Here is a 16,272-nt window from a genome sequence, read left to right on the forward strand (position 1 = left end):
GTGGTGTGACGATGGCCAAGCTCAAGCGCAAGGACTACGACGAACTGCTGCTGCCGCTGCAGCTGGAACTGACCGCGATGGCGCGCTGGGTGCAGCACAGCGGGCAACGCCTGCTGGTGCTGTTCGAGGGACGGGACACGGCAGGCAAGGGCGGCGCGATCCAGGCCATCAGCCAGCATCTCAACCCGCGCCAATGCCGGGTGGTGGCGTTGCCCAAGCCTACCGACCGCGAAGCCACGCAGTGGTATTTCCAGCGCTATGCCTCGCATCTTCCCGCCGCCGGCGAGATCGTGCTGATGGACCGCAGCTGGTACAACCGCGCGGGCGTCGAGCGGGTGATGGGCTATTGCAGCGAAACCGAGTACCAGCAGTTCCTGCGCCAGGCACCGGTGTTCGAGCAGCTGCTGGTGGATGACGGCATCCTGCTGTTCAAGTACTGGCTGTGCGTGGACCAGGAGCAGCAGGAAAAGCGCTTCGCCGAGCGCCATCTCGATCCACTGAAGGGCTGGAAGCTGTCCCCGGTCGACCTGAAATCGCGCAGCAAGTACAGCGCCTATACCGAAGCCCGCGAGGCGATGCTGCGCGCGACGCATCGCGAGGCGGCGCCGTGGACGCTGGTGGATTTCAATGACCAGCGGCTGGGCCGGTTGACGCTGGTGCGCAACCTGCTGGACCGGTTGCCGGACACGCGCGTGGATGCGCCGTTGCCGGAGCTGCCGAAGCTGAAGGGCAAGCTGCATCGCGAGCACTACGATGTGCTGAAGCCGATCGAGGACTTCCCGGTCGAGGACTAGGGTGGGTCGGCAGGGCCTGCGGCCCTGCACCTGCGGTAGTGCCGGCCGCTGGCCGGCAGCAACAGCAACAGCCGAAGCAACAGCAACGGCGGGCTTCCTAAGGGATGGCGGGGTGAGTCCGGTTGCGGGGGACGCTGCAAGTACGTCCCTGTAAGCTCGGTCGCAGCTTGCTCGTGTGCGCTGTCCTGCGCACACGGCAAGACCGGGGTTGGGCGTCCTGCCCAACCCGCCCGAGGCATGCCTCGCGCCCATGCGGCTCACGCCCCCTCAACCGGACCCACCCCGCCTTCGACAGATTCTTGCGAGCTGTCGGAATGGCATGGGGTCGGATCCGTTTTCCGCAGGAAAACGGATCCGACCCCAGATTGATTTCGATATCTGACAGAAATTCATCCACGCACGGCGTGGATCTACCAGATCGCAGAAATCTGTCAGAGGTGGGGCGGTGTCGGAGTGCGGGGTGTCAGCCGCATGGATGCGGCTGCCAAGCTTACAGGGACGTACTTGCAGCGTCCCCGCACTCCGACACCGCCCCGCCATCCCACGGATAGCCCGCTGTTGCTGCCGGCCAGCGGCCGGCACTACCGCGGGTGCAGGGCCGCAGGCCCTGCCGCCCAACCCCATTACTTGGCAGCAGCGATCTGCTTTTCGATGTCGGCGGCGGTCACCGGGCCAAGGAACGTATGCGCCAGCTTGCCCTGCGGGTCCAGCAGATGCGTCAGCGGCAGGCCGCGCGGTGTGGCGAAGTCCGCCGGCGGCTCGAACGGATCCACGATGACGATCGGATAGGTCACCGGATGCTTGGCCAGGAACGACTGCATTTCCGGTGCCGCGATGTCCTCATAGGCCAGGCCGACCACTTCGATGTTGCTGCGCATCGCATGCAACGCCGACAGCTCGGGCATCTCCTTGCGGCACGGCGCGCACCAGGTGGCCCAGAAGTTCACCACCACCCACTTCCCGCGATGCGCGGCCAGGTCGTAGTCGCTGCCGTCCACCGCCTTCATCTTCAGTGTCGGGAACTCGGCCGTGGTGCGCTCGGCTGGCGTCTCCTCCGCAGGTGCCGGGGCACTCGGGGTGGGCGCCTGCGACGGCGGCTGGCTGCTGGCCGGCCCCGGTTCCTGGGCCGGCTTGCAGGCCGCCAGGGCCAGCATCAGGGCCACTGGAAGCAGCAGCGGCAACGGGGTCTTGCGGGTCATGGCATGTCTCCAGAATCGGTATAGATATCGCTGACCCGGCGCTTCAGGCGTTCGCGCAGGGGCAGCCGCAGATCGTCCAGCGCCGCCAACGCGGCACGGCCCAGGCTGTCGTCACGGTACGGCAGATGCTGCTCGGCCACCGGGATGCGCAGCTGGGTGCATTCGTACAGATCGGCCAGGCTGACCTGGTCCAGGTCGCGTGACAGCAGCCACTCGCCGCGCTCATCGCGGCGCAGCAGGTCGATCTCCTGCAGGTTGCAGATCAGGTCCTGCAGCAGCGAATCGGTCAGCATCGGCTCCAGCCGCAGGATCTCGTCATCGGCCAGGCCTTTGCCCTTGGCCCGTGCATGCTGGAAGCGGCCGAGCAGGCGCAGCAGTCCATAGAACTCATAGCCCTGCGGCAGGCGCAGTTCCACCGGCTGGTAGCGGAAGGCGGCCATCGACGAAGCCAGCGACGCCCCCAGCAGCACCGCCACCCAGCACAGGTAGATCCACAGCAGCAGGATCGGCACGAACGCCACCGTGCCATACAGCTTCTGGTAGGACTGGAAGCTGCCCAGATAGGCACCGATGCCCCACTTCACCAGTTCCAGGATGACCGCCGCCAGGATCGCGCCGGGCACGGCATGCCGCCATTTCACCGTGTGGTGCGGCACCACCCGGAACATCAGCGTGATGCAGACGAACTCGATCAGGATCGGCGCCAGCCGCAGCGCCAGTTCGGCCAGCCACCGGCCCTCCTGGGTACCGAACAACGGCATGGCGAACACCCGCGCCGATACGGCCAGAGACGCAGCGGCAAGCATCGCGCCCAGGGTCAGCACGGTCCAGTAGACCAGGAAGCGGGTCAGCTTGGGCCGGGTCGAGCCGACCCGCCAGATCTGGTTGAAGGTCTCTTCCACGCTGTTGAGCGTGATCAGCAGCGATACCACCAGCGCGATGAAGCCGGCCGCCGTCAGCTGCCCGGCACTGGCCGAGAACTGCCGCAGGTAGCCTTCGGCGGCACGTGCCGCGGAGGGCACGAAGTTGGAGAACACGTAGTCGCTGAGCTGGTCGCTCCAGCGGTCGAAGACGGGGAAGGCCGACAGCACACCGAACACCACGATTGCCAGCGGCACCAGCGCGAACACCGTGGTGTACGCCAGCGCCGCCGCTGCCTGGAACAGGCGGTCGTCGAGGAAGCGGTGCCACAGGAAGCGGCCGAAGCTGATGGCCCGTGCGCGATCCCGCGCGCGCTCCATCCACAGGTTGAGCGTATCCAAAGGTTCCATCGGCGAAAGGGTACCCGATGCGGAATGCTCGCAGGATAGCCATACTGGCGGCCACACGACGAGGAGAAGCGGGCACGATGGGCGAGATTCTGGTGCTGTACTACAGCCGGGGCGGTTCGGTGGCACGGCTGGCGCGCCAGATCGCGCGGGGCATCGGCGAAGTGCCGGGCATGACCGCGCGCCTGCGCACGGTGCCGCCGGTGGCTGCCGTGACCCAGACCGCGCAGCCACCGGTACCCGACGATGGCGCGCCCTACGTGAGCGTGCAGGACCTGGCCGACTGCCAGGGCCTGCTGCTGGGCAGCCCCACCCGCTTCGGCAACATGGCCGCGCCGGTCAAGCACTTCCTGGACGGGCTGGGCGCCGAATGGGTCAACGGCACCCTGTCCGGCAAACCGGCGGGCGTGTTCACCTCCACCGCGTCAATGCACGGCGGGCAGGAGTCGACCCTGCTGTCGATGCAGGTGCCACTGCTGCACCACGGCTGCGTGATCGTCGGCATCCCGTTCACCGAGCCGGCGCTGAGCCATACCACCAGCGGCGGTACGCCCTACGGCGCAAGCCATGTGGCCGGTGCCGCCGACGATCCGCAGCCGACCGACGACGAAGCGGTGCTGGCGCGCGCGCTGGGGCGCCGGGTGGCCGACATCGCGCAGCGGTTGGCCCGATGAGCCGGGCGCCGCGCACGGTGCTGCTGCTGGCCCTGATGGCGCTGGCCGCGCTGTTCGCCGGCTGGTTCATCAATGACAGGCACTGGCTGGCCACCCAGCTGGTGTTCACCGCCCCACCGCTGGCACTGGCCATCGCCGTGCGCCTGGGCTGGCGCAAGGCCGGCTTCTGGGCCTCGGTGCTGGCGCTGGGCTGGTTCAGCCACGGCGTGATGAGCGCCTGGAGCCACCCGGAAACACGCTGGCTGGCACTGATCGAGATCGCGCTGGCGCTGCTGGTGATCTTCAGCGCCAGCCTGCCCGGCCTGCGCGCCCGCTTCGGCAAGCGGCGCTGACGCTGCGCGCGCAGGGCCTTATCATCTGCATTCCTGGCCCCGCGCCGCAGTCCCTGTCCTGGTTTCGCGCATGCACATGATGGAAGAGCTCCTGGTCGTCACCACCGGTGGCACGATCGACAAGATCTACTTCGACGACAAGTCGGACTACCAGATCGGCGATCCGCAGATCGGCATGATCCTGCGCGAGCTGGGCGTGACGTTCCGCTTCAACGTGATCCCGATCCTGCGCAAGGATTCGCTGCACATCAACGACGAGGACCGCGAGCTGATCCGTGCCACCATCGCCGCGCAGCCGACCCGGCACGTGCTGGTGACCCATGGCACCGACTCGATGGTGCAGACCGGCAAGGTGCTGGCGACGATCCCGGACAAGACCATCGTGATGACCGGCGCGCTGAGCCCGGCCCGCTTCCGCGGCTCGGATGCCGAGTTCAACATCGGCTGTGCGATCGGTGCGGTGCAGTCGCTGCCGAGCGGCGTGTACATCGCGATGAACGGGCGGATCTTCGACCCGCAGCACGTGCGCAAGAACGTGGCGGCCAACCGCTTCGAGTCGGTCTGAGGAACAGGGCGCCGACCAGGGTCGGCATCCACCCAGGAAAAAACGCCCCGGCCGAAGCCAGGGCGTGCCCTTGGAGAGGGTCTTGGGCTCAGTACTGGGCGCTGAGGGTCACGCCCGAGAAGGTGCTGTACGCCTTCACCCGCACGTACCAGGTCCCGGCGGCGGGACTGTTGATGGTGCAGGTCTCGCTGTTGCCACTCAGGTACGGGCGGCAGGTGTAGGTGGTATCGGTCGGGGCACTGCCCTGGCGCACGTACAGGTCGGCATCGCCGCTGCCGCCACTGATCGCCACGCGCAGCTGGGTGCTGCCGGCCGGGACGGCGACGGTGTAGTTCAGCTCGGCACCGGTCGCAGCGCCCAGGCCGGTCACCGGCACATTGTTCTGCAGCACGTTGCCACCCGGGTTCGGGTTGCCACCGCCGTTGATCGCTGCGGTGACCGCCGCGTTGGCGTCGATGATGCCGGCGCCGCAGCCCCCCGAGCAGGCGCCCGGCAGCGGGCGTGCGGTGCTCTTGATGATGCTCTCGACCTGCGCCGGGCTCAGCGGGCTCGGCGCCACCGACTGCATCAGTGCAACCACACCGGCCACATGCGGGGCCGCCATCGAGGTGCCGTTGTAGGACGCGTAGCTGGCGCTGCCCGGCGTGGTGGTGCCGGTGTTGAGGGTGGACAGGATGCTCTGGCCCGGACCGGAAATGTCGATGCCGGCACCATAGTTGGAGAAGCTGGCCCGCGCACCGGCCGAGGTCGTGGCCGCTACTGCGATCACATTGGCGCAGTTGGCCGGCACCGACGAGGACACGTTGGTGTTGCTGTTGCCAGCGGCGACCACCACGGTGGTGCCGCGGCTGACCGCGCCGTTGATCGCGTTCTGGTAGGTGGCCGAGCAGGTGCCGCCGCCGCCCAGCGACATGTTGATGACTTCCGCCGGATTGGCATTGGCCGGCACGCCACTGACGGTGCCGCCGGAGGCCCACACGATGGCATCGGCGATGTCGGAGGTATAGCCGCCGCACTTGCCGAGCACGCGCACCGGGACGACCTTGGCGTTGAACGCCGTGCCGGCCACGCCGGTGCTGTTGTTGGTCACCGCCGCCACGGTGCCGGCGACGTGGGTGCCGTGCCAGCTGGAGTTGGACGCCGGGATGCCCGAGCCGCACTCGTTGGCGCCATACCAGTCGCCTTCGTCGTTCGGGTTGCTGTCGCGGCCGCCGCCATCGCGCGCCATCGCAGCGTCGCTGATGAAGTCATAGCCGGGCAGGATGTTGGCGTTGAGATCGGGATGGTTGGTGATGCCGGTGTCGATCACGGCCACCACGACGCCGGTGCCGGTGGCCTTGTCCCAGGCCGGCTGCACGTTGATCGACGCATTGGAGGTACCGAAGCCCCACTGTTCACTGAAGCGGGTGTCGTTCGGGGTCAGCGTCGCACGCATGATCTGGTCGACTTCGACGTATTCCACGTTCGGGTCGGCAGCGAGCTTGCGCATCAGCAGCTCGGATTCGGCCTGGTCGAGCGGGCGATCGGTCCTGACCAGGGTCGGGCCTACGGCCAGCTTGCGGACTTCCTGCAGGCCCAGCGCGCGCCCCTGGCTGCTGGCCAGGCCGGCGGCGGCACTCTTCAGCGAAGACGCCAGCGCAGTGGTGTTGGCCACCGGCGCACTGCCGTCGCGGTACTTCACGATGAAGCGCTGGTGCGTCGGCGCGGACTGCAGGCCGCTGAGCTGGACGTCACCGGCCAGCGCAGGCGTGGCCAGCAGCAGCGATGACAGAACGGACGCACCAAGGACCACCCACACTCGACGCACACGCGGTTGCGTTACCTGGGACATCGTATTTCCCTTTCTAGTGGTGTGAATGCCGGAATCGGCAGAAGCACCGGCCCGAACCCTGGGCTGGCTTGCGTTGGCGAGGTTCGAAGTCCGGCGGGCCAGCGGATCCCCCTATCGATCCGCCGTGCACATGACGCTAATGACCAAAAGCGGACACCACAAGATTTTCAGCGTCTTTTCAGCAAGATGAAATGTCTGATATGAGACTTTTCGGGTCGAGGGTTTGTGAAGGTGAAGGACTTTCTCACGCCCTGAACGCACCTGACTGGGCGTTGTCCTGTCCGCCGATGACTTTGCCGACATCGGCGTGCACTTCCACGCCGATGGCCGCGCAGCATCGGCGCGGCCCTCGTGCTGCCCCGTTCGAGTGCAGGGACTATTCGATGTGTGCAGCGCCGCCAGGCCGGATGTGCTGCCCCTTGACCGGTTCGCCGCGCGCGACCGGCTGGCCGTCGGCCACATAGCCGGAGAACTGGGCCGGCAGCGCCGCGCTGACCCCGAACGCAGGCCCGGCCTGCAGCTGGTAGTGCAGGTGCGGTTCGGAGGAATTGCCGCTGTTCCCACAGTCACCGAGGTGCGTGCCGCTGCGGACGACCTGCCCCTGTGCAACGCGCACGCTGCCCTGGCGCAGGTGCGCCAGCACCGAGTACTCGTCATTGCCGTGATCGAGGATGACGCGGTTGCCGGTGAGCTGGGCAGCGTTCATCTGGCCTGGCACGTTGTCGGCGACGCCCTCGACCACCTCCACCACCGTGCCGTCGGCCGGCGCGAGGATTGGCCGGCCAAAGCAGAAATAGTCCTCGTTGCGCTGACCCTCTCCACCATGGGAACGGCCATCGCGGACCACCAGCAGGTCCATCGCGAAGCGCTGGCCGGCGTGGGCCGCATGGTAGTTCTGTTCGACACTGCGGCCGCCCCAGAACACGAAGAATTCATCTTTGAACGGCAGTTGCAGCCGTGTGCGGGTCTGGTAGTCAAGGAACCCGCTCGCCGCGGCCTGCGGCGGCGTGGTCTGTAGCGGGCGGATGTAGAAGCCGCCGATCCGCCCGTCAGCGTCGATAGCCCACAGCACCTGGATGATGGCCTGGCTCTTGGCGAAGCGTGCCTGCCGCAGATAGGTGTCGTATCCCTCAGCCTTCTCGACCTTCTCGCTGACCAGCTCGGTTTCTGCGCCCCAGCCTGCCAGCACCTGCTCGCGCAGCGCCACCAGGTTCTGCGGGGACTGCAGCCCCGCCCGCATCTGTGGCGTCATCCGTTCCCACAAGGCGTCGATGTGGCCTTCATAGAACTGCGCGGTCAGCGTGGCTCCCTGCTGGCGCGGATCTGTGGCCGCGGCGGCACCGGTGAGGGCAGAGAAGGAAACAACCAGAACTGCAAACAGGCGCGGGAGCAATGTCATGTCAGGCGTCCTTTCGATCCGGATCGGGAATGCCGGCGACGATCGCCGCCAGCTGAGTGCGGTACTCGGCCAGGGCGGTGCGCCCCAGTGGCGTCAACTGCAGGGTGGTCAGCGGGCGCTTGCCGCGGAACGACTTTTCGATGGCGACCAGGCCGGCTGCCTCCAGCTTGCTCAGATGGCTGGACAGGTTGCCCTTGCTCAGCCCGCTGAGATGTTCGACAAAGCCGAACTCGGCAGACTCGGCGCCGGCCAGGATCGACAGGATCAGCAGGCGCGCCGGTTCGTGGATCAGGCGGTCGAGCTGGAGCAGCGCGCGCGAATCAGGCAAGCGGGTCATTCGACGAACGTCCGTCCGGCCATGAACGCGCGCATTTCCGCCTGCAGGCGGTGGAACCGCTGGTGGTCACGCCAGCCGACCACGATCAGCGCAATGGACGCCAGTGGGAACACCGCAGTGCTCAGCCCGAAACCGTAGGTCTGCCCGGTGAAGGCCAGCGCGGCCTGGCACAGCAGGAACACACCCACGATGAACTCCAGCGGTGTACGCAGCCAGCGCCACACTACCCAGGGCAGCAGCGCCACCACGGCCAGGTAGCCGATGGCGCGCAGATCCCAGGGCAATTCACCCATCGGCGCCAGCCTGGGCAGCACGCTGCCGATCACCAGCACGCTCACCAAGGCGGTGAAGGCGATGAAGAAGCGCTGGAAGTTGCGCTCGGCCGGCGTCACCTGCTCCTCGACCTGGCCCAGCCGCTGGTAGTAGCGGCGCGCCAGCCATTGCTTGCCAACGATCCACAGCACCGGGACGGCGATCAGCGCGACGCGCAGTGCCAGGGTGGTCGGCAACAGCGCGCCCGCAAGGAAGGAGGCCAGACAGGCGACACCACCCGCGATCGCCGACAGGCCACCGGCACTGCGCGAGTAACGCGAGTATTCACGGGTCAACGCCTGCAGGCGCGAGGAAGGATCAATGACGGACGGCTGCTGCATGACACGCTCCATCGTGGCCACTTGAATATAGTTTGCACTGCAAACCTATTTGCGTCAAGCAGTCCTCTGCAGCGATCTGGAGGCCCCACAACGCAGAAAGCCCGTCACAGGGACGGGCTTTCCAGGAACAACGCCGCCAAGCGTAGGCTCGGCTCTCCAGTTGAGCGTGGGCGATCAGCCCAGCTTGACCAGCCAGTTGTGGCGGTCCGGCAGGCGGCCGTACTGGATGTCGGTCAGCTCCTTGCGCAGCGACATGGTCACTTCGCCGGCCGGGGCGTTGATGTCGCCCACCGCGAAGCCTTCGCCCTTCAGCTGGCCGATCGGGGTAACCACCGCCGCCGTACCGCAGGCAAACACTTCACTGATCGCACCGGAGGCCACGCCGTCCTTCCACTCGTCGATGCTGACCTTGCGCTCTTCGACCTTCATGCCGCGGTCGCGGGCCAGCTGCAGGATGCTCTCGCGGGTGATGCCCTCGAGGATGCTGCCGGACAGTTCCGGGGTGACCAGCGTGCCGTCCTTGTAGACCAGGAACACGTTCATGCCGCCCAGTTCTTCCAGGTACTTGCCTTCGACCGGGTCGAGGAACAGCACCTGTGAGCAGCCCTGCGCCTGCGCCTTCTGCTGCGGCAGCAGCGAGGCCGCGTAGTTGCCACCGCACTTGGCGGCGCCGGTGCCGCCCTTGGCCGCACGCGCGTATTCGGTGGACAACCAGATCGACACCGGGGCCACGCCCTTGGCGAAGTACGGGCCGGCCGGGCTGGCGATGACGTAGTAGCCGGCCTTGTGCGCGCCGCGCACGCCGAGGAAGGCTTCGTCGCCGATCATGAACGGGCGGAAGTACAGGCTCGACTCATCGGCGGACGGCACCCAGTCGCTGTCGACGGCGATCAGCTGCTTCAGCGATTCGACGAAGATCTCCACCGGCAGTTCCGGCAGCGCCAGGCGCTGCGCCGAACGCTGCAGGCGACGGCCGTTGGCATCGGGGCGGAAGGTCCAGATCGAACCGTCGGCATGGCGGTAAGCCTTGATGCCTTCGAAGATCTCCTGGCCGTAGTGCAGCACGGCCGCGGCCGGGTCCAGCTGCAGCGGGCCGTAGGCGCGCACGTTGGCGTTGTGCCAGCCGGCATCCTTGTCCCAGCGCACTTCCACCATGTGATCGGTGAAGTGCAGGCCGAAGCCCGGCTTCTCCAGGATCTTGGCGCGCTCTTCAGCGCTGCGCGGGTGGTCCGAACGGGTGACGGCGAAGCTGGGGATGGACTGGGACACCGGAGGATTCCTGTTCTGGTTGCGGGTAGTGCCGGGCCCGCGTCACTGCGGGCCCTGGGTCAAAGCATGCCGGTCTCGAGCCGGGCCGCCTCGGACATCATGTGCTGGTTCCACGGCGGGTCGAACACCAGGTCGACGTCGGCCTCGGCCACCGTCGGGATCATCTCGAGCTTGCTGCGCACGTCGTCGACCAGGATCTCGCCCATGCCGCAGCCCGGCGCGGTCAGGGTCATCTTCACGTCGATCTCGCGCTTGCCCTCGTCCAGGTGCTTGATCTCGACTTCATAGACCAGGCCCAGTTCGACGATGTTGACCGGGATTTCCGGGTCGAAACAGGTGCGCAGCTGCTGCCACACCAGCTGTTCCACCTGTTCATCGGTGGCGTCGGCCGGCAGCTCCAGCGGTGCCGGTGCTTCCTTGCCGATGGCGTCGCCGTCCTTGCCGGCGATGCGGAACAGGTTGCCCTCGACGAACACCGAGTAACTGCCGCCCAGCGCCTGGGTGATGTACCCATAGCTGCCGGCGGGCAGGGTCACGGTGTCGCCCTGCGGGACCATCACGGCCTCGCAATCGCGTTCGAAGTGGACAGGTTCGCTGCTACGGGAATACATGGGGACCGATATGGGGCCGTGGCCATGGCCACGCAAGACGGCATTCTAGCCCAGCCGCCCCGGCACCGCCGGTGCACTGCGGCAAACCACAGTATCCTGTGGGTGATCTTCAGGGAGCTTCGATGTCCTCCAATGCCGCGCGTGCCAGGACCGTGACCTGGCTCTGGCCCCTCATGCTGTTGCTGGGCCTGCTTGTTGCTCCCCTCGCCTGGATGGTGCTGGCGCTGATCACCGGCCGCCAGGTCGGCTGGATGGCGGTGCTGGCCGCCCTGGAACTGGTGTTCATGCTGCGCCTGGGCACGCTGGGCCCGGGTCGGCTGCGCGTCGCCCTGGTCGTGCTGGGCACCCTGCTGGTGGCCGCGGTGGCCAACTGGGCCATCGCCAGCGCCTGGATGGGCGGTTCGATCGGCCTGGACCTGTGGGACGCCACGATGCGGATGGGTCCGCACCTGGCCTGGACCCTGATCACCCTCGCCAACGGCACGATCGAATGGCTGTGGCTGGCCGTGGCCGTTGCCGTAGGCGCCTGGCTGGCGCGCTGATCGCGTAGATCCACGCCACGCGCGGATGGGCGGGTAGCGCCGGCCGCTGGCCGGCAAAAGCGTGCGGACCAAGGTCCGCACCTACCAGGTGCGGCCACCACGCGTGGATCCGGTAGCGCCGGCCGCTGGCCGGCAAAAGCGTGCGGACCCAGGTCCGCACCTACCAGATGCGGCCACCACGCGTGGATCCGGTAGTGCCGGCCGCTGGCCGGCAAAAGCGTGCGGCCCCAGGTCCGCACCTGCCAGGCGCCGCCACGCGTGGATCCGGTAGTGCCGGCCGCTGGCCGGCAAAGGAGTCAGAGCCCTTTCCTGCGGAAAGGGATCCAACCCCGGTCCTCAATGCCCGCCGTCGAGCGCCTTCAGTTCGCTCACCAGCGAGGCGGCCGCTTCGGCACCATCGCCATACAGCATGCGGGTGTTGTCGGCATAGAACAGCGCATTCTCGATGCCGGCGAAGCCGGTGCCCTTGCCGCGCTTGATCACCACCACGTTGCGCGCGTTGACCACGTCCAGCACCGGCATGCCGTAGATCGGGCTGGCCGGATCAGTGCGCGCCACCGGATTGACCACGTCGTTGGCACCGATCACCAGCACCACGTCGGTGTTGGCGAATTCCGGGTTGATATCGTCCATGTCGGCGATCAGGTCGTAGGGCACGCCCGCTTCGGCCAGCAGCACGTTCATGTGCCCGGGCATGCGCCCGGCGACCGGGTGGATGGCGAACTTCACCTTCACCCCGCGCTGGCCCAGCCGCTGCGCCAGTTCCCAGATCTTGTGCTGGGCCTGCGCCACGGCCATGCCGTAACCGGGCACGATCACCACGCGTTCGGCGAAGGCCATCATCGCAGCCACGTCGGCCGCTTCGATCGGCTTCTGCGAACCGGTGATCGCCTGTGCTTCGCCACCGGCGCCGCCGCCGAAGTTGGAGAACAGCACATTGCGGATCGGCCGGTTCATCGCCTTGGCCATCAACCGGGTCAGCAGGATGCCCGCCGCGCCGACCATCATGCCGGCGATGATCAGTGCCTCGTTGCCGAGCACATAACCTTCGAACGACACCGCCAGGCCGGTGAACGCGTTGTACAGCGAGATCACCACCGGCATGTCGGCGCCACCGATCGGCAACGTCATCAGCACGCCCAGTGCCAGCGCCAGCACGAAGAAAGCGACGATCGCCCAGGTGCTGAGCGTACTGGCCGCGATGATCGCCAGCACCACCACCGCCAGGGCCACCAGCAGGTTCATCACCTGCTGGCCCGGCCAGGTCACGCGCTTGTCCAGGCGTCCATCCAGCTTGGCCCAGGCGATCACCGAACCGGACAACGACACCGCACCGATCGCCGCGCCGACCACCGCCAGCAGCAGCATCGTGCCCGACGGCTGGCGCGCGGCCAGGTCGGCCAGCGCCTGCGCGCTCCAGTGGCTGGTATCGCGGTGGGCCAGGAAGGCATAGCGCAGCAGTTCCACCGCACCGATCGCCGCCGCCGAGCCACCACCCATGCCGTTGTACAGCGCCACCATCTGCGGCATGTCGGTGATGGCAACCTTGCCGGCCGACCACCAGGCCAGGCCCGCGCCCAGCAGCAGTGCCACCAGGATCAACGGCACGTTGTGCAGTTCGGGCAGGAAGAAGGTGGCCGCGGTGGCCAGCAGCATGCCCAGCCCGGCCCAGCGGATGCCGCTGCGCGCGGTCAGCGGCGAGGCCATGCGCTGCAGGCCGAGCAGGAACAGCGTGGCGGCGACCAGGTAGCTGGCCTTGACCAGCCAATCGAGCAGTTCGACGGTGCTGATGTTCAAGCCTGCGGCTCCTTCGGTTCGTCCTTGTCGCCCTTGGGCGCGCTCGGCTTGAACATTTCCAGCATGCGCGCGGTGACCACGTAGCCACCGGCGGCATTGCCGGCACCGAGCACCACGGCGAGGAAGCCCAGCGCCTTCTCCAGCGGTGTCTGCGCGTGCCCCAGCACCACCATCGCACCGATCAGCACGATGCCGTGGATGAAGTTGGAGCCCGACATCAGCGGGGTGTGCAGGATTACCGGCACCCGCGAAATGATCACGTGGCCGGCGATGGCCGCCAGCATGAAGATGTACAGCGCCACGAACCCGTCACTCACTGGCAACGCTCCTGCTCTGTCTTCGTCGCCCCATCATAACCATGGGCTGAACCCGCGCGCACCCGGCGTCAACCGCGGCGGCGCTCACGCGTTGTCGATGGTGACCCCGAGCAAGGAGCCGTACCCTGTGCTGGTGAGCAGCCCTGTCCCCCCGAGCGCCGAGACCGAGGCCCTGCCGGCCTCGCTGGAAGCGTTCCTGGCCAATGTCGGCCCGCGTGCGTTCCGATTCGCCGAGGCCGGCCTGCGCCAGCGCGAAGACGCGATGGACGCCGTGCAGGATGCGCTGCTGCGCATGCTGGACTACGCCGACAAGCCGGCTGCCGAATGGGCGCCGCTGTTCTGGAGCATCCTGCGCCGCCGCGTGATCGACATGCAGCGCCGGCGCCGCTTCCGCCTGCCGTTCTGGCGCGACACGCCGGACGCCGACGGCGGCGGGATCGACTGGGCCGACCCCGGCCCGGACCCGGCGCAGGCGCACGAACAGCGCCAGCAGTACCAGCAGCTGGTGGAGGCGTTGCGCACCCTGCCCGCCCGCCAGCGCGAAGCCTTCACCCTGCGCGTGCTGCAGGACCTGGACGGCGCCACCACCGCCCGCGCCATGGGCTGCAGCGAAGGCGCGGTAAAGACCCATCTGGCACGCGCCCGGCAGGCGCTGCAGGACTATCTGGAGACCCGACCGTGAACCGCTCCCTGCCATCCGATGACACCCTGCGCCGCCTGCACGCGCAGTCGCTGCAGGCGCTGTCGCCGGCCACGCTGGCGCGGCTGCGCCAGGCGCGCCACGGCGCCACGGCCATCCACCGCGGGCGCGGGCGCTGGTGGCTGGCCAGCGCCTGTTCGCTGGTGGTGGCGCTGGCTGTCGGCGTGCAGTTCAGCGGCCTGGGCCTGCATTCCGGGCCCGCGACCGTAGCGCCGACGGCGGCGGTGGAAGACAACAGCGCGCTGTACGACGAGAATCCCGATCTGTACCTGTGGCTGGGCGATACCGACCTGGCGATGGAGTGAATCATGTCCCGACTGCCTACCCTGCCGCTGCTGTTGACCCTGTCGCTGCTGCCGGCCGTCCCGGCGCTGGCGCAGAGCGCAGCGCCCGCGCCTGCTGCACGCCCTGCGCCGGGCGCCACGCTGCCTGCGTGGGAGCAGCTGAGCGAATCCCAGCGTGAGTCCCTGCTGGCGCCGCTGCGCGACCGCTGGAACAGTGCCGATGCGGGCCAGCGCCAGCGCATGCTCTCGCATGGCCAGCGCTGGCAATCGATGAGCCCGGAGGAACGCGACAAGGCCCGCCGCGGCCTGCGCCGCTTCGAGCACATGAGCCCGGAACAGCGCGAGCAGGCACGCGCCCTGTTCGGGCAGATGCGCGACATGCCGCCGGCACAGCGCGACGCGCTGCGCGAGCGCTGGTCGCAGATGACGCCGGAGCAGCGCCGGGACTGGGTGCGCGACAACCCGCCGCCAGCGAAGCCGCGGTAAGGCCCCGGGGACGGGGTCAGAGCCCTTTGCTGACGCAACGGGATCCGACCCCGGGATGACCCGCCGCACGTTCGGGGTCAGATCCCTTTGCCAGAGGCAAAGGGCTCTGCCCCCTTGTCATTCACGCCTGCCAGCGGGTCTTCGCCAGCAGCTCGTCGTCCCAGTCGAACCCGAGCTGGCCTTCGCGCACGAACAGCGCAACGAAGTTGAGCAGGTTGCGCGCATACATCTCGCTGGCCTGCGTCGCACCGCGACTGGCCAGGCCCAGCGGGCCATCGATGGTCACGCCCTGGTGCTCGATGCACTGCCCCGGCCGGGTCAGTGCACAGTTGCCGCCGCTCTCGGCGGCCAGATCGACAATCACGCTGCCGGTGGCCATGCCTTCCACCATCGCGGCGGTCACGATCGTCGGCGCCGGGCGGCCCGGCACGGCGGCCGTGCAGATCACCACGTCCACGCCGCGCAGGTGGTCGGACAGCCGACGCTGCTGCTCGGCGCGCTCGTCATCGGTCAGCGCCCGCGCGTACCCGCCCTCGCCCGCCGCACTCACCCCGAGATCGAGGAAGCGTGCGCCCAGGGACTGGATCTGCTCACGGGTTTCGGGGCGCACGTCGAACCCTTCCACCTGCGCACCGAGACGGCGTGCGGTGGCGATGGCCTGCAGGCCCGCCACGCCGGCGCCGATCACCAGCACCTTGGCCGGGCGCACGGTACCGGCGGCAGTGGTCAACATCGGGAAGAAGCGTGGCGCGCGCTCGGCGGCGATCAGCGCCGCCTTGTAGCCGGCCATGCCGGCCTGCGAGCTGAGTACATCCATCGCCTGCGCACGGGTGGTGCGCGGCAGCTGCTGCAGCGGGAACAGGTACAGGCGGTCGCTGTCCGCCAGCGCCGCCAGCGCTGGATCACTGGCCGGGGTCAACAGGCCGACCACGCTGGCCCCGGGCTTGAGCTGCTCCAGCACTGCCGCCGCAGGTGCCTGCACGCACAGCAGGATATCGATCTCGGGCCAGCGCCCCGCGTCGAAGACGCGTGCGCCGGCATCGTCATAGGCCGCATCGGTGAAGCCGGCGGCCAGGCCGGCGCCAGCCTCGTACCAGACCGTTATGCCCAGCGCGCCGAGTTTGCGCGCGGTTTCCGGCGTCAACGCCACGCGCCGTTCGCCCGGCGCGGTCTCCTTGATCCCCAGCAACGCCACGGCCATGCAGGTCCCCGCT

Annotated in this window: 19 protein-coding genes; 8 read left to right on the forward strand and 11 right to left on the reverse strand. The window is 68.1% G+C overall.

Annotated elements, in window-relative coordinates; all coding sequences use genetic code 11:
- The first annotated feature begins 11 nt into the window (after positions 1-11).
- On the forward strand, positions 12-794 hold the full coding sequence (gene ppk2 / locus LRM18_RS17480; protein ID WP_005408184.1) for a polyphosphate kinase 2: 783 nt from the start codon (positions 12-14) through the stop codon (positions 792-794).
- Between the two features lie 623 nt (positions 795-1,417).
- On the opposite strand, the gene LRM18_RS17485 is transcribed toward ppk2, so the two are convergent.
- Both LRM18_RS17485 and LRM18_RS17490 read right to left on the reverse strand, forming a co-directional pair.
- Positions 1,418-1,993 (reverse strand): TlpA disulfide reductase family protein, encoded by a 576-nt coding sequence (locus LRM18_RS17485; protein ID WP_270955145.1) that lies wholly within the window; start codon positions 1,991-1,993, stop codon positions 1,418-1,420.
- On the reverse strand, positions 1,990-3,264 hold the full coding sequence (locus LRM18_RS17490; RefSeq protein WP_049465777.1) for a YihY family inner membrane protein: 1,275 nt from the start codon (positions 3,262-3,264) through the stop codon (positions 1,990-1,992). Before LRM18_RS17490 ends, LRM18_RS17485 begins: the two co-directional genes overlap by 4 nt.
- 77 nt (positions 3,265-3,341) lie before the next feature.
- On the opposite strand from LRM18_RS17490, the gene wrbA reads away from it, so the two are divergent.
- The 3 genes from wrbA to LRM18_RS17505 all read left to right on the forward strand — a co-directional run bounded on the left by wrbA (position 3,342) and on the right by LRM18_RS17505 (position 4,832).
- On the forward strand, positions 3,342-3,935 hold the full coding sequence (gene wrbA, locus LRM18_RS17495) for an NAD(P)H:quinone oxidoreductase (RefSeq protein ID WP_074725616.1): 594 nt from the start codon (positions 3,342-3,344) through the stop codon (positions 3,933-3,935).
- Positions 3,932-4,267, forward strand: a complete 336-nt coding sequence (locus LRM18_RS17500) for a DUF2069 domain-containing protein (RefSeq protein ID WP_049465773.1) — start codon at positions 3,932-3,934, stop codon at positions 4,265-4,267. The genes wrbA and LRM18_RS17500 overlap by 4 nt, the downstream gene beginning before the upstream one ends.
- Positions 4,268-4,346: 79 nt before the next feature.
- A complete protein-coding gene (locus LRM18_RS17505) occupies positions 4,347-4,832 on the forward strand; it encodes an asparaginase domain-containing protein (protein WP_010481766.1) in 486 nt (161 codons plus the stop codon).
- 88 nt (positions 4,833-4,920) lie between these two features.
- Here the strand turns inward: LRM18_RS17505 and LRM18_RS17510 are convergent, their stop codons facing one another.
- The 6 genes from LRM18_RS17510 to sufT all read right to left on the reverse strand — a co-directional run bounded on the left by LRM18_RS17510 (position 4,921) and on the right by sufT (position 10,932).
- A complete protein-coding gene (locus LRM18_RS17510; protein ID WP_049465771.1) occupies positions 4,921-6,663 on the reverse strand; it encodes a S8 family peptidase in 1,743 nt (580 codons plus the stop codon).
- A gap of 376 nt (positions 6,664-7,039) precedes the next feature.
- On the reverse strand, positions 7,040-8,062 hold the full coding sequence (locus LRM18_RS17515; protein ID WP_064237712.1) for a M23 family metallopeptidase: 1,023 nt from the start codon (positions 8,060-8,062) through the stop codon (positions 7,040-7,042).
- Between the two features lies 1 nt (position 8,063).
- Positions 8,064-8,399, reverse strand: coding sequence for a transcriptional regulator (locus LRM18_RS17520; protein WP_049465767.1), 336 nt, complete (start codon positions 8,397-8,399; stop codon positions 8,064-8,066).
- Positions 8,396-9,052, reverse strand: coding sequence for a hypothetical protein (locus LRM18_RS17525; RefSeq protein WP_053505760.1), 657 nt, complete (start codon positions 9,050-9,052; stop codon positions 8,396-8,398). Before LRM18_RS17525 ends, LRM18_RS17520 begins: the two co-directional genes overlap by 4 nt.
- Positions 9,053-9,226: 174 nt before the next feature.
- Positions 9,227-10,321 carry a branched-chain amino acid aminotransferase gene (locus LRM18_RS17530; RefSeq protein WP_049465764.1) on the reverse strand — a complete coding sequence of 365 codons (1,095 nt, stop codon included), beginning with the start codon at positions 10,319-10,321 and terminating at the stop codon, positions 9,227-9,229.
- A gap of 59 nt (positions 10,322-10,380) precedes the next feature.
- Positions 10,381-10,932 carry a putative Fe-S cluster assembly protein SufT gene (gene sufT / locus LRM18_RS17535; protein ID WP_005415385.1) on the reverse strand — a complete coding sequence of 184 codons (552 nt, stop codon included), beginning with the start codon at positions 10,930-10,932 and terminating at the stop codon, positions 10,381-10,383.
- A gap of 122 nt (positions 10,933-11,054) precedes the next feature.
- Here sufT and LRM18_RS17540 point away from each other — a divergent pair, with 122 nt between their 5' ends.
- Positions 11,055-11,474, forward strand: a complete 420-nt coding sequence (locus LRM18_RS17540) for a hypothetical protein (RefSeq protein WP_049465762.1) — start codon at positions 11,055-11,057, stop codon at positions 11,472-11,474.
- A gap of 336 nt (positions 11,475-11,810) precedes the next feature.
- On the opposite strand, the gene LRM18_RS17545 is transcribed toward LRM18_RS17540, so the two are convergent.
- Both LRM18_RS17545 and LRM18_RS17550 read right to left on the reverse strand, forming a co-directional pair.
- Positions 11,811-13,271 carry an NAD(P)(+) transhydrogenase (Re/Si-specific) subunit beta gene (locus LRM18_RS17545; protein WP_049465760.1) on the reverse strand — a complete coding sequence of 487 codons (1,461 nt, stop codon included), beginning with the start codon at positions 13,269-13,271 and terminating at the stop codon, positions 11,811-11,813.
- Positions 13,268-13,588, reverse strand: a complete 321-nt coding sequence (locus LRM18_RS17550) for an NAD(P) transhydrogenase subunit alpha (RefSeq protein ID WP_270955146.1) — start codon at positions 13,586-13,588, stop codon at positions 13,268-13,270. The genes LRM18_RS17545 and LRM18_RS17550 overlap by 4 nt, the downstream gene beginning before the upstream one ends.
- Before the next feature lie 97 nt (positions 13,589-13,685).
- On the opposite strand from LRM18_RS17550, the gene LRM18_RS17555 reads away from it, so the two are divergent.
- The 3 genes from LRM18_RS17555 to LRM18_RS17565 are packed head-to-tail and all read left to right on the forward strand — an operon-like array spanning position 13,686 to position 15,058.
- Positions 13,686-14,270 (forward strand): RNA polymerase sigma factor, encoded by a 585-nt coding sequence (locus LRM18_RS17555; RefSeq protein ID WP_103282764.1) that lies wholly within the window; start codon positions 13,686-13,688, stop codon positions 14,268-14,270.
- On the forward strand, positions 14,267-14,593 hold the full coding sequence (locus LRM18_RS17560; RefSeq protein WP_049465754.1) for a hypothetical protein: 327 nt from the start codon (positions 14,267-14,269) through the stop codon (positions 14,591-14,593). The genes LRM18_RS17555 and LRM18_RS17560 overlap by 4 nt, the downstream gene beginning before the upstream one ends.
- Positions 14,594-14,596: 3 nt before the next feature.
- Complete coding sequence (locus tag LRM18_RS17565; protein WP_057493434.1) at positions 14,597-15,058, forward strand: DUF3106 domain-containing protein; 462 nt, start codon at positions 14,597-14,599, stop codon at positions 15,056-15,058.
- 121 nt (positions 15,059-15,179) lie between these two features.
- Here LRM18_RS17565 and LRM18_RS17570 read toward each other — a convergent pair whose 3' ends face one another.
- Positions 15,180-16,259: an NAD(P) transhydrogenase subunit alpha gene (locus tag LRM18_RS17570; protein WP_057493435.1), complete on the reverse strand. Its 1,080-nt coding sequence runs from the start codon at positions 16,257-16,259 to the stop codon at positions 15,180-15,182.
- Positions 16,260-16,272 lie beyond the last annotated feature (13 nt).

Origin of the sequence: Stenotrophomonas sp. PI_27 (assembly GCF_027854495.1) — a bacterium.
GTDB classification, from domain to species: Bacteria; Pseudomonadota; Gammaproteobacteria; order Xanthomonadales; family Xanthomonadaceae; genus Stenotrophomonas; species Stenotrophomonas pavanii.

What these genes read in the sequence shown, in the direction of transcription:
- ppk2 (WP_005408184.1), top strand. Translation starts at nt 12, where the DNA reads ATGGCCAAGCTCAAGCGCAAGGACTACGACGAACTGCTGCTGCCGCTG.
- LRM18_RS17485 (WP_270955145.1), bottom strand. Translation starts at nt 1,993, where the DNA reads ATGACCCGCAAGACCCCGTTGCCGCTGCTGCTTCCAGTGGCCCTGATG.
- LRM18_RS17490 (WP_049465777.1), bottom strand. Translation starts at nt 3,264, where the DNA reads ATGGAACCTTTGGATACGCTCAACCTGTGGATGGAGCGCGCGCGGGAT.
- wrbA (WP_074725616.1), top strand. Translation starts at nt 3,342, where the DNA reads ATGGGCGAGATTCTGGTGCTGTACTACAGCCGGGGCGGTTCGGTGGCA.
- LRM18_RS17500 (WP_049465773.1), top strand. Translation starts at nt 3,932, where the DNA reads ATGAGCCGGGCGCCGCGCACGGTGCTGCTGCTGGCCCTGATGGCGCTG.
- LRM18_RS17505 (WP_010481766.1), top strand. Translation starts at nt 4,347, where the DNA reads ATGGAAGAGCTCCTGGTCGTCACCACCGGTGGCACGATCGACAAGATC.
- LRM18_RS17510 (WP_049465771.1), bottom strand. Translation starts at nt 6,663, where the DNA reads ATGTCCCAGGTAACGCAACCGCGTGTGCGTCGAGTGTGGGTGGTCCTT.
- LRM18_RS17515 (WP_064237712.1), bottom strand. Translation starts at nt 8,062, where the DNA reads ATGACATTGCTCCCGCGCCTGTTTGCAGTTCTGGTTGTTTCCTTCTCT.
- LRM18_RS17520 (WP_049465767.1), bottom strand. Translation starts at nt 8,399, where the DNA reads ATGACCCGCTTGCCTGATTCGCGCGCGCTGCTCCAGCTCGACCGCCTG.
- LRM18_RS17525 (WP_053505760.1), bottom strand. Translation starts at nt 9,052, where the DNA reads ATGCAGCAGCCGTCCGTCATTGATCCTTCCTCGCGCCTGCAGGCGTTG.
- sufT (WP_005415385.1), bottom strand. Translation starts at nt 10,932, where the DNA reads ATGTATTCCCGTAGCAGCGAACCTGTCCACTTCGAACGCGATTGCGAG.
- LRM18_RS17540 (WP_049465762.1), top strand. Translation starts at nt 11,055, where the DNA reads ATGTCCTCCAATGCCGCGCGTGCCAGGACCGTGACCTGGCTCTGGCCC.
- LRM18_RS17555 (WP_103282764.1), top strand. Translation starts at nt 13,686, where the DNA reads ATGGTGACCCCGAGCAAGGAGCCGTACCCTGTGCTGGTGAGCAGCCCT.
- LRM18_RS17565 (WP_057493434.1), top strand. Translation starts at nt 14,597, where the DNA reads ATGTCCCGACTGCCTACCCTGCCGCTGCTGTTGACCCTGTCGCTGCTG.
- LRM18_RS17570 (WP_057493435.1), bottom strand. Translation starts at nt 16,259, where the DNA reads ATGGCCGTGGCGTTGCTGGGGATCAAGGAGACCGCGCCGGGCGAACGG.